Origin of the sequence: Sorangium sp. So ce327 (genome assembly GCF_051530205.1) — a bacterium.
GTDB classification, from domain to species: domain Bacteria; phylum Myxococcota_A; class Polyangia; order Polyangiales; family Polyangiaceae; genus Sorangium; species Sorangium cellulosum_B.
In genome coordinates this window covers 1905262-1919806 of sequence record NZ_CP150330.1, presented here as the reverse complement: position 1 = coordinate 1919806, position 14545 = coordinate 1905262, and the positions used below count along the sequence as shown (strand labels likewise).

General features: G+C 69.2%; 10 protein-coding genes. 3 read left to right on the top strand and 7 right to left on the bottom strand.

Features of this window, described 5'->3' with window-relative positions:
* Positions 1–90 precede the first annotated feature (90 nt).
* The 4 genes from WME95_RS07215 to WME95_RS07200 all read right to left on the bottom strand — a co-directional run bounded on the left by WME95_RS07215 (position 91) and on the right by WME95_RS07200 (position 4860).
* Positions 91–1404, bottom strand: a complete 1314-nt coding sequence (locus WME95_RS07215; RefSeq protein ID WP_437907683.1) for an MFS transporter — start codon at positions 1402–1404, stop codon at positions 91–93.
* A 31-nt stretch (positions 1405–1435) separates the two neighbouring features.
* On the bottom strand, positions 1436–2566 hold the full coding sequence (locus tag WME95_RS07210) for a mannitol dehydrogenase family protein (RefSeq protein WP_437907682.1): 1131 nt from the start codon (positions 2564–2566) through the stop codon (positions 1436–1438).
* Between the two features lie 53 nt (positions 2567–2619).
* A complete protein-coding gene (locus tag WME95_RS07205; protein ID WP_437907681.1) occupies positions 2620–3633 on the bottom strand; it encodes a zinc-binding alcohol dehydrogenase family protein in 1014 nt (337 codons plus the stop codon).
* A gap of 195 nt (positions 3634–3828) precedes the next feature.
* Positions 3829–4860: an amidohydrolase family protein gene (locus WME95_RS07200; protein ID WP_437907680.1), complete on the bottom strand. Its 1032-nt coding sequence runs from the start codon at positions 4858–4860 to the stop codon at positions 3829–3831.
* A 779-nt stretch (positions 4861–5639) separates the two neighbouring features.
* Between WME95_RS07200 and WME95_RS07195 the strand changes: the two genes are divergently transcribed.
* The 3 genes from WME95_RS07195 to WME95_RS07185 all read left to right on the top strand — a co-directional run bounded on the left by WME95_RS07195 (position 5640) and on the right by WME95_RS07185 (position 8547).
* Positions 5640–6728 carry a PfkB family carbohydrate kinase gene (locus WME95_RS07195; RefSeq protein WP_437907679.1) on the top strand — a complete coding sequence of 363 codons (1089 nt, stop codon included), beginning with the start codon at positions 5640–5642 and terminating at the stop codon, positions 6726–6728.
* On the top strand, positions 6725–7396 hold the full coding sequence (locus tag WME95_RS07190) for a bifunctional 4-hydroxy-2-oxoglutarate aldolase/2-dehydro-3-deoxy-phosphogluconate aldolase (RefSeq protein ID WP_437907678.1): 672 nt from the start codon (positions 6725–6727) through the stop codon (positions 7394–7396). The genes WME95_RS07195 and WME95_RS07190 overlap by 4 nt, the downstream gene beginning before the upstream one ends.
* A gap of 77 nt (positions 7397–7473) precedes the next feature.
* A complete protein-coding gene (locus WME95_RS07185; protein WP_437907677.1) occupies positions 7474–8547 on the top strand; it encodes a hypothetical protein in 1074 nt (357 codons plus the stop codon).
* Between the two features lie 97 nt (positions 8548–8644).
* Here WME95_RS07185 and WME95_RS07180 read toward each other — a convergent pair whose 3' ends face one another.
* The 3 genes from WME95_RS07180 to WME95_RS07170 form a co-directional block, all read right to left on the bottom strand.
* Positions 8645–9589, bottom strand: coding sequence for a lamin tail domain-containing protein (locus WME95_RS07180; protein WP_437907676.1), 945 nt, complete (start codon positions 9587–9589; stop codon positions 8645–8647).
* Between the two features lie 11 nt (positions 9590–9600).
* Complete coding sequence (locus WME95_RS07175; RefSeq protein ID WP_437907675.1) at positions 9601–11685, bottom strand: PEP/pyruvate-binding domain-containing protein; 2085 nt, start codon at positions 11683–11685, stop codon at positions 9601–9603.
* 388 nt (positions 11686–12073) lie between these two features.
* The gene (locus WME95_RS07170; RefSeq protein WP_437907674.1) at positions 12074–14491 is read right to left on the bottom strand and encodes an FG-GAP repeat domain-containing protein; all 2418 of its coding nucleotides are present in this window, start codon (positions 14489–14491) and stop codon (positions 12074–12076) included.
* Positions 14492–14545: the final 54 nt, after the last annotated feature.

Below are 14545 nucleotides of genomic sequence, written 5' to 3'. Positions count from 1 at the left end.
CGCCTGTCGGAGGCCAAGGCTCGGCCTCGTTCCGCCGCACGTCGAACGGCCCGCCTGGCCGCCTCCGGTGACCGAGCCGGATGGACGATCTCACCCTGCGCTGGTAGGCGAACTATCTCGGTCGATATCCAGGCTGCGGTACCTCGCTGCGCTCGGCGCCGACCCGACCTGGAGCGGCTCGATCTTGCCGACGATGACGAGGTAGCTGAACGCGCCGAGCAGGCAGAAGCCGCCCGCCACGACGAGCGGGATCGTGAATGATCCCTTGGTCAGGGAGAGCATCACGCCGGTGAACGTCGTGATGACGATGCCGGCCAGGTTCGACGCAAAGTTCTGGATGCCGCTGATCGAAGCCACATGGCGCGGCGTGGGCGCGACGTCGCCGGGAAGGGACCAGATGCTGGCGCCGGCGAACGCGAGGCTCGCGTAGGAGATGCCGAAGAAGGCGAGCATCAGATAGATGTTGGAGGTCAACGCCGACAACGTGATCGCCGACGACACCAGCATGCCGCCGACCATGCAGGTCTTGCGTGCGGCGGTGAGGCTCCAGCCACGGCGATAGAGCGTGTCGGAGACGAAGCCGCCGATCCAGCCGCCCGGGATCGCCATCAGCGCGGGGATCATGCCGAGCGTGCCGAGCGACTTGAGCGAGAAGCCGCGCGTTTGCACGAGGTAGCTCGGGAACCACGTGATGAAGAAGTAGTTGGTGAAGTTGAGGCAGAAGAAGCCGAGCATCATGCCCCAGAGCGTGCGATGGCGGAAGAGCGACGCCCACGTCACGCTGTTCTGCGCGTCCTCTGCGGGCGCTGCGTGCACGACGTCCTTCTCGCCCGTCATGTCGCCATGTGCGGGGCTGCGGTAGATGACGACCCAGCCGAGGATCCACACCGCGCCGAACAGGCCCGTGATGATGAAGGCCGCCTTCCATCCGAGCGTGTCGATGATGAGCGCGACGAGGGGAATCGACAGCGCCGAGCCGACGCGCGCACCGCTGTCGAAGATGCCCGTCGCGAGCGCGCGCTCGCGCGGCTTGAACCACTGGCTCACGAGCTTGGCGCAGGCCGGGTAGGCGCCGGCTTCGCCCACGCCGAGCAGCAACCGGTAGCCGAACATGGCCGCGACGCTCGACGCGCCGGCGGTCGCCGCGGTGAAGAGCGACCACCAGCCGACGGCGATCGGCAGCGCGATGCGCGCCCCCACGCGATCGACGAACCAGCCGAACGGCATCTGCATGAGCGCGTAGGTCCAGAAGAAGCCGCTCATGATGAACCCCATCTGGGCGGGGCCGATGCCGAGCTCCTTCTCGATCTGGGGCGCCGCGACGGCCAGATTGGCGCGATCGATGTAGTTGATGGCGACGGCGAGAAAGCACAGAAAAAGCACGACCCAACGCATCTTTCTCATCTGCATGCCTCCTTTGGGCAGCCGCACATGCTCATGCGGGCACGGCCGTGCGGAGCGCCGCGCGCAGCCGGGGCTGATCGAGGTTCAGGCCGAGCTCGCGCGCGAGCTCGACCACGGGCCCGAAGCGGCGTCGCTTCTTCTCGCCATGGTTGCGCGCGATGTCGGAGAGCCGGTGATCAAGGAATGGGTTCTGGAAGCGCTGGCGCACCTCGTCGAGGTAGGCGCGCGCGGCAGCCCCCTTGTTGAGCGCATCGAAGACGGGCACCACCTCGTCGCGCCAGAGCGCCTCGAGATCGGCGCGCAAGGCCGGATTGCGCATCGCGCGCAGCGTGTTCTCGTCCGCAGGGCGCCCGTCGAGCTGCCAGCGCTCGGCGAGGTAGGTGTGCCCGAGGTTCAGCAACAGCAGCTTCAAGCGTTCGTAATGGAGCAGGTCGTCCGTCACGATCATCGCTTCATGCTGGCACGGCAGCACCATTCCCTCGCGCCGCTCGATCGCCCAGAGCGCGTAGGGCTCGGCGATCGCGCCGACGGGGCGGATCGGCTCGGAGACGATCCGGTCGACGAGCGAATTCACCCAGATGCACGTGTGCTCGATGTAGCTCAGGAAGGCGGCGTCGGCGCCCCACTGGCGCGCGACGCCGGCGACGAGCGCACGCAGCGTGTCACCGTTGTTCGAGACGAGCTCGCAAGGCAGCAGCGTGAGCGGCGCGGCGCCCGCCTCGAAGCGCGCGCGCAGCAGGACGACGAGCTTCGCGGCGAACCCGCGCGGCACGCCCGCGCCGGGCGCCAGCAAACTCGCCGTGTCCTCGGGCGAGCAGACGTATCCGCTGTCGCTCGTGTTCGAGATCACGACGCGCGCATCCTTCGCGAAGCGCTCGCGCACGAGCGGCCAATCGGTGTTCGCGTCGAGCGCCTCCGTGATCGAGCCGCATTCGGTCGTCGTGTCGACGACCCCTTCGCGGCGCAGCCCGCGGATCCGCACGGGGTAACGCCCCTGCGCGCGCAGCGCGTCGATGCGCGCGCGGCTCTCGGGGTTCGACGTGGTCTGCACCACGGTGATCGTCCCGAGCGCGCGGCCGGCGAGGAGCGCCTCCGAGATGAAAAGGTCCGCGTGAGCCTGCAGGAACCGGCTCGTGCCGAACTGAAGAATCGGATTGCCCATGTCAGTGCTCCGGTGGCTCAGCGGGCGCGTACCCACGCGAGGCTCGTGTGCGCTCACGACATGCCCACCATGATCTTGGACGTTCGACCGGGGTGGGCAGCCCAGTCGGCGAGCGCCTCGGGAACGCCTTCGATGGGGATCGATTTCGAGATCAGGATGTTCGGGTCGAACGTGCGTCGCTCGAAGAAGGCGATCACGTCCGAGAACTCGTGCAGGCAGTTGCGCGCGCCGAGGATGTCGAGCTCCTTCATCACGAACAGCCTTGTCTCGTAGCTCACCGGCTCTTTGCCGTACCCGATGTACACGACTCGGCCGCAAAACTTCACCCACTCCACCGCGTTGCGGTACGTCGCGGTCGCGCCCACGGCTTCGATCACGACATCCGGCCCGTCGCCGTTCGTCAGGTCCATCACGCGCTGGCGTGCATCGGCGTCCCCGAGAACCGCCTCCCGCGCTCCGAGCGCCCTGGCGAGCGCGAACTTTTCCTCCTGCGTGTCGAGCGCGATCACGCGCGCGCCGCGGCTCACCGCGCCGGCGATGGCCCCGAGCCCCACGCCGCCGCAGCCCATCACCAGCACGGTCTCCTCGGCCTCGACGCGCCCTCGCGCCGCCGCGTGAAAGCCCACCGAGAACGGCTCGACGAGCGCGAGCTCCGTGAGGCTCAACTTCCGTGACGTGAAGAGCTTCTGGTACGGCACGGCCACGAGCTCGGTCAGCGCGCCGTCGCGCTGTACGCCCATGGTCTTGTTGTCGCGGCAGGCGTTGCGCCTTCCCGCGCGGCACGAGGGACACCCGCCGCACGCCGTGTACGGCGTGAACGTGACGTCGGCACCGACGCGCCAGTCCGCCTCGACGCCCGAGCCGAGCTCCACGATGGTGCCGGCCACCTCGTGCCCCAGCACCCGAGGGTACGTCACCATCGGGTTCTTGCCCAAGAACGTGTTCAAGTCGGAGCCGCACAAACCGACCCGCTGCACGCGGATCAACACCTCATCGTGCGCGGGTTTGGGCTCGCGGATCTGGCTCACCTGTGCAACCGACGGACCCGTGATCGTCAGGGCTTTCATGCTGTCATTGCCTCACTGAGCGACTTCGTTCACTCGCGGCTTTCACGGCGCGCTCCGCAGCCGGGGCCGCTTCGTTCTGCCAAGGGACAGAGCGCCATGTCGAAGGGCCGAAGCCGAAGCGACGTGGCGTTGCTTCACGATCCGTGAGCGGGGCGGCGGGCGCCGCCTTCGCCGTGGCGCTCGGGACGCCGCTGTTCAGGGGTGACGCGCGTAGAATTTCTGCGCATTCTTGTACATGACCTTGTCACGTGCTTCCTGACCAAACTCCTTGAGGTAGAGCTCGGCGACCTCGATCTCCGAAGCGAGGCTGCCGCCCATGTCGACGACGGGCCAGTTGCTGCCCCAGATCAGCCGGTCTTCGCCGAAGGCCTTCATCAGCACATCGAAGTGCGCCTTGTACGCCGCCAGATCGGTCGGCGCCTTCCAGGGGTCGTCCTCGGTGGCGGCCGGGTTGTACATGTCGAAGAACGACGAGAACTTGATGTAGATGTTCGGGTGCCTGGCCAGCCGCTGCATCGCATCGACCCAGGCCGGATCCGGCGTCGGCCCTTTCGCGCCCGCCAGGTGGTCGATGATGATACGGAGCTTGGGCACCGCGGTCGCGAGCGCCTCGACCTTGTCCTTCGGGTTGAGGGCGCCGCGGCTGATGATGTCGAGCGTCATGCCCTTGGCCGCGAGCTCCTCCAGCGAGGCGAGCTGCTTGGCGTCGAGCGTCAGCTTCGGGCTCCAGAGGAAGCCGCGAATGCCGACCACGCGCGGGTCCGCGGCGAGGCGCGCCAGATCGGCGCTGAAGCTCGGCGAGCCGATCTCGAGCTGCGCGACGAGGAACTTGAAGAAGTCGTTGCCCTTCGTCATCTCGAGGACCTTGAAGTTGTCGTCGACGGCGGGGCTGGCTTCGACGATGCCGGTGCCGATGATGCCATTCTGCTTGGCGACGGCTTCATACTCCGGGGGCAACACGTCGCGGTAGATCGGCTTCTGCTTGGCTTCCGGCCAAACGACGCCGCCCGGACGCGTGACCTGGTAGAGATGGATGTGCGTGTCGAGGATCGGCCGCCGCTGCTCCGCCGGCACGGCCAGCGGTGCCGCCGCTTTGCTCGTGTCGCCCGCCGTCTCGGGTGGCGTCGCGGTGGTCGCGGAAGACGACGCACACGCCGCGAGCGGCGAGAGCGTCATCATCAGGCACAGCTTGGCGAAAGTCGTCGGAATACTCGTGAGTATTTTCATGGTGGAGTCTTTTTCGAGTCGGTGCCGAACGCGATCCCGATAGCGAAGGTGTCGCTGCGCATGACGACCCCCTCATGGCAAAGCGGAATAAGGAGGCCATTAATGTGAACGTTCACATGAACGATGTCAACACCAATCCGTTGCTGAGGCCGAGCTCGGACTCGGGTGGCGGGCAAGCCTCCTCCGGAGCGCCGCGGCAAGAGAGGCAGACACCGGGCCGCGGTGATGTTCGATGTAGATTCCAATTTCCAATCCGCTTGCCCCTGGTCAAGGGCCTATCCCTATAAGGAGCATCTGGGATCACCGCTGTCGCGGGCGGGCTGGACGATTCGGTCCCGGTGGTCGCCGTCGACCAACACGACGGCGCGGCGGCGACCCGCCATCTCCTCGACCTGGGTCATGGGCGCCGCGGCCGGCCGCCGCTGCGCCCCCATCGCGATCGAGCATGGCGTCGCGCCGATCCATTTTGGTTGACACCCGGTATGTGAACGTTCACAATTTGCCTCGGGGTTTCCTTTCGCTCCTCTGAGCAGGCCCATGCGCGGCGGCCCTTCATCCCTGGGCTCGGGATCGATCACCAACCCTGGAGAAGCGACGCTGGAGAACTGTTCGACAAGTTTTCCAACATAGTCGCAGCCCGGCGCCGCACGCTGCCGGCTCGCTTCCCACGCGCACGGCGCGGGGCATCGGAGGCTGTGTTGAGAGCCTTGCCGAACAGCCCCACCAGTTCAACAACTTATCCATCGACGGCGCCTGGATGAGCCGTCGAGGAGAAGAAGATGCAGATTCGCAGTGCAAAGGGTTGCCAGTGGGACCAGGTGAGCCTCGGCGAGGTGATGCTGCGCCTCGACCCGGGTGAGCGCCGCGTCCACACGGCGCGGACGTTCGACGTCTGGGAGGGCGGGGGCGAGTACAACGTGGCGCGGGGGCTCCGGCGCTGCTTCGGTCTCCGCACCGCCATCGTCACGGCGCTCGCGGACAACGCCGTCGGGCGCCTCATCGAGGACCTGATGCTCCAGGGCGGGGTCGACACGTCCTTCCTGCGCTGGGTCGACTACGACGGCGTGGGCCGGGACGTGCGCAACGGCCTCAACTTCACCGAGCGCGGCTTCGGGCCCCGCGCGGCCGCCGGCTGCTCGGACCGCGGCCACAGCGCGACGTCCAAGCTCAGGCCCGGCGACGTGCCGTGGAAGACCGTCTTCGGCGAGCGCGGCGCGCGCTGGTTCCACACCGGCGGCATCTTCTGCGCTCTCTCGGAGACCACGGCCGGCGTGGCGCACGAGGCCATGGAGGTCGCGCGCGCGCATGACGTGCGGATCTCCTACGACCTCAACTACCGGCCCTCGCTGTGGAAGAACTTCGGCGGCCAGCGGCGGGCGCGCGAGGTCAATCGCGCCCTCATGCCGTACGTCGACTGCGTGTTCGGCAACGAGGAGGACTTCGTAGCCGGCCTCGGCTTCGAGGTGTCCGGCGTGGACAGCAGCTACAGCCAGCTCGACACGAGCGGCTTCCGCCGGATGATCTCCGAGGTCGTCGCGGCGTACCCCAACATCTCGGTCGTCGCCACGAGCCTCCGGACGGCCAGGACCGCCAGCGTGAACGGCTGGGGTGGCATCCTGTACTACAAGGGCGAGTTCCACGAGGTCCCGCAGCGAGACATCGAGATCCTGGACCGCGTGGGTGGCGGCGACTCGTTCGCTTCGGGGATCATCTATGGCCTCCTGGCCGAGCAGAGCCCGCAGTGGGCGCTCGAGTGCGGCGTCGCGCATGGCGCGCTGGCGATGTCGACCCCGGGGGACACCTCGATGGCGTCGCTCGACGAGGTGCGGAAGGCGATGAGCGGAGCCGGCGCGAGGATCGAGCGATGAACAGGGAGCAAGTCGTCCGCCGCATCGAGGAGATCGGCGTCGTCCCCGTCGTGCGCGCGCCGAGCGGAGAGCTCGCCGTGCGGGCCGCTCGCGCGCTCTGCGCGGGCGGCATCGAGGTCGTCGAGATCACGATGACCGTCCCCGGCGCCCTGTCCGTCATGCGCGAGATCGCCTCGCGGATGGGGGACCACGTCCTCGTCGGCGCGGGCACCGTGCTCACCGCGGACGCGGCCCGCGCGTGCATCGAGGCAGGCGCCGAGTTCATCGTGAGCCCGGGGCTCGACCTGGAGGTCATCCGCGCGGCGCACGATCTCGGGAGGGCGGTCTTCCCGGGGGCGCTCACGCCGACCGAGGTGATCACCGCGTGGAACGCCGGCGCCGACACGGTGAAGGTGTTCCCGTGCTCCGCGATGGGGGGTGCGAAGTACCTGCGCGCCCTGCGCGCGCCGCTCCCGGAGGTGAAGATGATGCCGACCGGCGGGGTCAACCTGACGACAGCCAGGGATTTCATCGAGGCCGGCGCCGTGGCGCTCGGGGTCGGCGGCGAGCTCGTGGACGCCGCGGCGCTCGCGGCGGGCAAGGACCAGGTCCTCACGGAGCGCGCGCGTGAGTTCATGTCCGTGGTCAGCGCCGCGCGCGCAGAGCTCAAGAACAGCGCGCGGTCGTAGAGAACAGCCGCCAGTCCATGGAGCGTACACGCGCGGCTCGCCGCCCATTCCACCGATGGCCAGGGGCCCTCGCCATCATGACCGTGACGCTGGCGGGCTGCTCGGGCGCGGCGCCCGTGACGGCGCCTCCGCCGGCGGCCGCTGCATCCCAGGAAGCCCAGCCGCCGGCGCCGCCGGCGATCGCGCCGGCGGCTTCTGCAGCGCAGGGCGCGCCCGCCGCCGCCCCGGAGGAGCCGCCGCGCGCAACGGCGCACGTCGAAGCGCAGCTCACCGTCGACAAGGCGATCCCGATCGGCAAGTGGCCTGAAGGGGTCGCGGTGGTCGGCGACACGGCGTGGGTCGCGGAGAGCGGGAACCGGCGCGTCGCGCGCGTCGACCTGAAGCGAGGAGAGGTGACGGCGCACGTGGCGGTTGGCCGGCTCCCGGTGCAGGTGGTCGCGTCCCCCGCGGGGGTGGTCTACGCGCTGAGCCACACCGATCAGGCGGTCTGGGCGATCGACGGGCAGACGGCGCGTGCCCGCGCGCTGGCGCGCTTGCCCGACTCCCCCCAGGACATGGTGGTTGCGGACGGCGCGCTCTGGGTGCTGCTCTGGAGCAAGGGGAGCTCGACGGACTCCTCGGTCGTGCGGATCGATCCGGCCACGGGAGCTCAACGCCGCTCGCCCGCGCTCGGCCGGGACGCGTTCGCGCTCGCCGTCGGGCACGGCCGGATCTGGGTGGCGCACGGCCATGGAGACGTGAGCGTCGTCGACCAGACCACGCTGGAGCCGCGCGACGATCTCCACATCGGAGACTCCCACCGGCGCATCGCCGCCGGCCCGGGCGCGGTGTTCACGGATGTGCGCTCCGGGGTCGTCCGTGTGGATCCAGCGAGCGGCAGAGCCACGCACGAGGTCGCGCTCGGCGAGCCCGTCGCCGTGCTCCAGCAGACGGGAGACGAAGTCATCGCCGTGGGCCAGTCGGGTCGCACGTGGCTGCTCGACCCGGAGAACCTGACGATCCGCGCGATCCTCGCCGCCCCGGAGGGCGTGAGGTCGCCGCACGCTGCAATGCGATACGGAGAGACGCTGCTCCTCACCGAGTTCGACGACGCTGGCGGAGCTGGGAAGACGGACGGCCGCCTGCTCATCCTGCGATCTTCGCCGCGTTGACGCCGAGCCATGCCCCTGCTCGATCGGCGGGCAGGGTCCCGGGAGCGAGCGCGCGGCCGCGCGCGCAGGGCCAGCACGGTCCGGCGTGAAGGCGCGATCATTCCTCCGGCGGCTTCACGCCGGGGGTCGGCTGCCCGACGACGTAGCCGTTCGCGGCCCATTGGTAGGCCAGGCTCACGCCGGGTGCCTGAGCTTCGAGCACGAGGCCGCCATCGCTCACCCCGCCGGGTGCCGTCAGCACGAGCTCGCCGCCGCTCGGATCGAGCGCAAAGCTCGTGTGGAGCTCGCCCTGGTCCGTGTCGCCGTCGGCAAACAGGACGAGCACCTCGTGACGCGGAAGGGTGACGGCGGGCAGCGGCCACTTGCCGCGCTCGGCGAAGTCGTCGGACAGCGTCCAGCCCGTCAGATCGACGTCCTCCGCCGAGGGATTGAACAGCTCGATCCACGGCTCGTACTCGCCGGACTCATCCGCCAGCGTGCTCGTGTTGTTGAGCATGATCTCCGAGATCGACACGGCCAAGGGCACAGGACACCCCCAACAGAACGCCGGGCTGCCGGTCGAGATCATCGGGACGGCGTCGACGAGCACGGAGCCGTCGGCGGCGAAGGCGCTGAACGTGAACGGAGCGCCGAGATCGAACTTGAGCTCGTAGCGAGCCGTGCCCGCATCGGCTCGCGCGACGTCCGTCCAGTTATGATGGCTGTTGACGTACTCGAGGCGGCTCGGTTCGGTGACGCACGCCGTCGTTCCGTCGAGCGATACGCTGAAACCGTCCAATCGATACAAGGAGGACTCGCCGGCACCGAAGTCTTCCCAGGTCCGCCTGAGCTGGACCACCGCGCGCCCGTCAGAGGTCTCGAAGCGCAGCACGTGGGTCGCGCCGAGCTGGCCGCCGGGACGTTCGCCGCACAGCGCGTCGCTCGAGTCCGGCGGTGCTCCGCCGGCTCCGCCCGCGCTGGCTCCGTTCCCCGGCTCGGAGCTGGGACAGCCGGCGCACGCCAGCGAGAGCCCGAGGCCGTACAGGATCGTTTTCAAGGTCATGTCTGGCTCCATCATGGCGTGTAGGGTCTGGCTTGCTTGATCACGGTGCGCCCGTCCATCGTGACGTCCACTTCCACGTCGAGCGACAGCGGGGTGAGGCTCGGATACACGCTGGCCGCGAAATGGTCCTGCACCACGAACAACAGCCCCGCGAGCTCGTTCAACGCGGTATCGGACCAGAGCCGAGCGCCGCCCGCCGCCAGCGAGGACGGTGACACGAGCGTGACCTCGCTCGGCGACCCGCCGGCAGCGCGCCGGAACGTCAGGATCTCAGGGCTGGCGGTGGGATCCAGCGGCTCGGCGACGCCGACCTCTCCCACCTGGCTGACCACACGATACAGAGGCTCCGGCGCGTCGGGTTCGAGCCCCGTGAGCGCGACGGCTTCCAGGCGCTCACCGACGAACGTGGGGTGGACCGCGACGCCCATGAACACCTTGGTGTGATCGATGCCATAGTACGCGCGATCGTCGAACGCGCGTTCGTTCCACAAGCTGGCCCAGACCCGGCGCACCGCGAGCAGGGCGCTCTTTTCTTCGGTCAAGTCCTGCTCCAGATCCTCGATGAGCGGCAGCAGATGGCTCCGGTCGGGGTGCTCGGCGAGCTCGAGCTCTCGCCGCTCGAGCTCGGCGCGCAGGTAGGCCTCGTGCTCCGGGCTCAAGCAGGCCGACGGTCCCAGCGTGTCCGCGTCGAGGTCGTCGGCCAGGCAGCCGCTCCGGGAGTCGTACAGACCTGCTCCCGACAGACCCGGCAGGTCCTCGGCGTTGGTGCTGCTGCGAAAACGCAGCCGGGTGACCAGCCCCGCGGCGCCATAGGCCTGGCGAACGGCCGCTTCGAGCGCCTCGCCGAACTCGGGCACGTGCTCGGCGGCGCGCATGCGGCCCCGGAGCTCTGACAGGCGGCGCTGCTTGGTATCGGCGTCCGTGAACACCCGGGGATCGGCCAGCAGCGCCGCGACTTCGGCGTTGAACCCGCGCCGCTCCATGAAATCTGCATAGGCGCGGAACGGAATCGCAAAGCCGTCCACGCGGTTCTGCTCGGGCAGGATCCGGGACAGCTCTCCGAGGTTCGCGGCCTTGGTGCCGAACGCCGCGACATCCGCCGAGCCGAGCGAGGCCAGGGCTGCCGGCGAGGCGACCTCCAGGTCCGCGGCTGGATCGCCGAGCGGCGGCCGACGGGCGCTCCAGAACGCCTCGGCGTCCTCCCGGCGCGCGGGCTCGATCTCCACGTGGGCTCCACGGGCCGCGAGGTGGACGAGGCCATGGGCGAGCGCGCGGAGCACGCTGTTGTCGAACACGCCCGGCACCGCGGCGCTGGGGATCCCCTTCTCGCGCAAGCGCAGGTTCACGTGGCTGGCCAGGCTCTGCGGCTGCCGCGTGACGAGGCCGGCGACCAGCCCCAGATTGCTCGGCGCCGCGTCGATCACCAGCACGTCGCGCGGTCCGGCGCTGCCTGCGGCGGCGCCATCCACGATCTTCAGGTAACCGTACGCCTCGCCCTCGCTGTACGTCTCGGCGGACAGCCCGCTCAACAGCGCATCCGGGTCGACCAGCGCGACGCCTGCTGCCACGAGCTCGTCGGCGATGGCTTGCACCGCCGCGGTCTGGGCAGATCCATCCGGTGAGAACACCAGGAAGCGCTCGGCGAACGGGCTACACCCCTTGAGCCGCCGGTCGGCTTGCACGATGTCGTCGACCGTCAGGAGCTCATCGGGCGCGGCTTCGCTGTAGACCGTGTACGCCAGCACGCCCGCCGCTCCGGTCAGAGGATGGGGCGTGGCCGGGTAGAGCTTCAGGCCGCCGCCCCACATCACGCGGCTGGCGCGGCGCAGCACCATGTCCGCATAACGCTCCGCCGCGAGCGCCGCGTACTCCGGGAAGGTGCGAAGGAACTGCAAATGGTACGGGTGGTCGTCGGTATTCTGAAACAGGCACGCTGCGCCGGCGAACACCGCCGGAGGCTCGCGGCCGTCGACGATGGTCAGGTACTTCACCTCCGCGCCCTCGCCTGCCAGGGAAGTGTAGTCGTCGCGCGTGACGAGCTCCGTGAGATACTCCGCGTCAGCCCCCGGCGCTCCCCCCGCGCCGGCGGCGTTCACGGCCGAGGAATCGCCACATGCGGTCAACGCGACCGCCGAAAGCAACGCCGATACTGGCGCCGAGGTCCAAGGTTGCATCGATTGGGTTTCCCTCCCCGACGTGGCCGGAGTCGAGCAAGCGTGATGCCAGGCCGGCGGCCGCGCTGGTCGCTGCCGGAGGCGGCGCTCGAAGGGCCGCAGCCGCGACATCCGCGTCGCGGAGTGTGCCGCGGCCGTCATGGCACAGGGCCCCTTCGCGCTACCAGCGAGAACCAGCCGTCCTCCTCGGGATCCCTGGGCTCGGCCACGAACACGCCGGACTCGGCCGGCTCGCCGCGTGCCGCGTGCCAGGTGGAAGAGCGGATGCGCCCTCCCCGCGCCACGAGGACCTCGACGCTCGGTGATGGCCCTAATGAGAGATGTTGACGAAGACGTTCACGCTCCCGTCCTGCTGGACCGGGGTGGAGACGACGAGCACGTCCGGCCTCTGGTCGGCGTTCACGTCTCCGATCGCGAGCGCCCTGGTGAAGACGCTTTGGTACATGAGCGCGGCGTCGAACGTGCCGTCGCCCTTGCCGCGAAACACACCCACCGTCCCACCGCCGCCGAGCGCAAGGAAGATATCGGGCCGCGTATCGGAGTCGAAATCCGCCGTGCTGAGCGCTGACTCGAGGGGGAGGTAGACCGGCATGGTGATGGGCGCGCCGAACATTCCCCGTGGTTGGCCGGGTAGGACGCCGACGACGCTCGCGCTACCCACCGTCGCGAAAGCCATATCGAGCACGCCGTCGCCCGTGAAATCGGCGGGCGCGACGGTCCACGCGGAGCTGCCCACCGGGAGGCTCGTGGCCGCCTCGAACGTGCCGTCTCCGTTGCCGATGAGGAGCCGGAGGTCATCGCTGTCGTAGTTCGCCGTCGCCAGATCCGCCTTCCCATCGCCGTTGAAATCGCGAGCCGCCACATCCAGGACGTTCATCCCCGCGGGATACGCGATCGGCGGCAGGAACCCGCCAGCCTTGTCATTGAGGAGCACGCGCACGTCGTCGAAGGTGGTCGCCGCGATATCGGCGGCGCCGTCTCCATTCATGTCGGTGAGCGCGATCCGCCTCCCGCCCTCGTGGAGCGTCACGGGGCCGAACGAGCCTGCGCCGTCACCGAGGAGCACACCGACCTTTCCCGCCGCGTCGGTGCCGAACACGACATCGAGGTGCCCGTCGCCGTTCACGTCCCACGCGACGACCTGCTCCGGATCCACGCCGCCGGCAGGCGTGGTCACGGGAATATCGAATGCGCCGCTCCCTTTCCCGAGAAATAACGAGAGCGACTGGCCACCGGCATACGCGACGACCACGTCGGCCCTGCCGTCTTCATTCCAATCGCCGAGCGCCGCGCCGCTCGCCCCTTTGCCTCCGAGCAGCGCCGGAGCTGCGTGGAACGTCCCGTCTCCGCGACCTCGCGCGACCATGAGGCCGGTCATCGACATGACGAGATCCGCGTTGCCGTCCCCGTCGAGATCTCCCGACCGGACGCGTGAGCCACGGTGTCCAGTGAAATAGGTCACCCGCGGCTCGAGCCCCCCGAACCCATCACCCCGGAAAACGCTGAGGAGCGAGTCGTCCATGCTCTCCACCGCGATGTCTTGTTCTCCGTCGCTGTCCCAGTCGCCGAGGACGACGCCGCTCGGCGCGAGGCCGGCCGGGACGCGCCTGGTCGCCGAGAGCGCGCCCGACGGGCTACCCATCAAGAGGGTCATTCCCTTCGTATCCACGGCAGCGATATCGGGGTTGCCGTCGGCGTCGAGGTCGCCGACCGCCAGATCGGCCGCGCTGCCGACCGGCACGCCGTCTTGCGCGGAGATCGTGGTCTTCGTCACGGGGCCGAACGCGCCGCCGGCCTGACCGAAGCGCACGCTGACGACCGGCGAGGAGATCTCCGTGTCATAACCGACGATGTCGCGCAAGCCGTCGCTATCGAGGTCGGCCAGCGTGATGAAGCGGCAATTCGTGGTCCCGGTGAGGGTGCTCGACGCCGTGAACGCGCCCGCGCCGTCCCCCGCCAGGATCGTGATGCTGTTGCCATTGCGGCTCGCCACGATGTCGAGCTTCCCATCACCGTTCACGTCGGCGAGGACGGGCGAGACGTAGTCCGCCCCCGGGCTCGAAATCGGAGGCTGAAACGTGCCGTCGCCGTTGCCGAGCAGGACGCGGACGCCGGCGTCGGCGCTCAGGAGCGTGACGACAAGATCCTGGTTCATGTCGCCGTTCACATCGCCCACGGCGACGTCATGCGCGCCATTCACGACGTGCTCTGTCCGAGGAAGAAACCCACCCTTACCATCGGCGAGGAGCACCGCGACTCTGTTCGCGCTGCGCAGCGCCAGCGCGCCGTCGACAAGTCCATCGCCATTGAGGTCCGCGAGCGAGAATGGGGTGCCACCGTAGCTCGAGCCGGTCGCATAGAACCTGACGACATCAAAATCGATCGTCTCCGCAGCCTGAGGCGTGCCCCCACCCGCTCCGCCTGCGCCATCCTGGCCGCCGCTCCCGCCCGTGCCGCTTGCGCCGCCTGCGCCGCTCCCGCCCGTGCTGCCGACGCCGCCCGCGCCGCCGCTCCCGCCCGTGCTGCCGACGCCGCCTGCGCCGCCGCTCCCGCCCGTGCCACCGACGCCCCCTGTACCGCCAACGCCGCCAACGCCGCCCGCGCCACCTTGACCGCCGAGCCCCCCGGCGCCGCCCTGACCAACGGGCGGATCGGATGGAACGCCCCCGCACGCATAGCTGCAGAAGATGACGAACGCCGATGCCAGGAACCCGCGATGTGTGCGCATTGGGATATCACCTTGCAATGAGCCGCGACTGGGAAGATAGTTCGCGCAAATTCA

What these genes read in the sequence shown, in the direction of transcription:
- WME95_RS07190 (WP_437907678.1), top strand. Translation starts at nt 6,725, where the DNA reads ATGAACAGGGAGCAAGTCGTCCGCCGCATCGAGGAGATCGGCGTCGTC.
- WME95_RS07210 (WP_437907682.1), bottom strand. Translation starts at nt 2,566, where the DNA reads ATGGGCAATCCGATTCTTCAGTTCGGCACGAGCCGGTTCCTGCAGGCT.
- WME95_RS07205 (WP_437907681.1), bottom strand. Translation starts at nt 3,633, where the DNA reads ATGAAAGCCCTGACGATCACGGGTCCGTCGGTTGCACAGGTGAGCCAG.
- WME95_RS07195 (WP_437907679.1), top strand. Translation starts at nt 5,640, where the DNA reads ATGCAGATTCGCAGTGCAAAGGGTTGCCAGTGGGACCAGGTGAGCCTC.
- WME95_RS07170 (WP_437907674.1), bottom strand. Translation starts at nt 14,491, where the DNA reads ATGCGCACACATCGCGGGTTCCTGGCATCGGCGTTCGTCATCTTCTGC.
- WME95_RS07185 (WP_437907677.1), top strand. Translation starts at nt 7,474, where the DNA reads ATGACCGTGACGCTGGCGGGCTGCTCGGGCGCGGCGCCCGTGACGGCG.
- WME95_RS07200 (WP_437907680.1), bottom strand. Translation starts at nt 4,860, where the DNA reads ATGAAAATACTCACGAGTATTCCGACGACTTTCGCCAAGCTGTGCCTG.
- WME95_RS07180 (WP_437907676.1), bottom strand. Translation starts at nt 9,589, where the DNA reads ATGACCTTGAAAACGATCCTGTACGGCCTCGGGCTCTCGCTGGCGTGC.
- WME95_RS07215 (WP_437907683.1), bottom strand. Translation starts at nt 1,404, where the DNA reads ATGAGAAAGATGCGTTGGGTCGTGCTTTTTCTGTGCTTTCTCGCCGTC.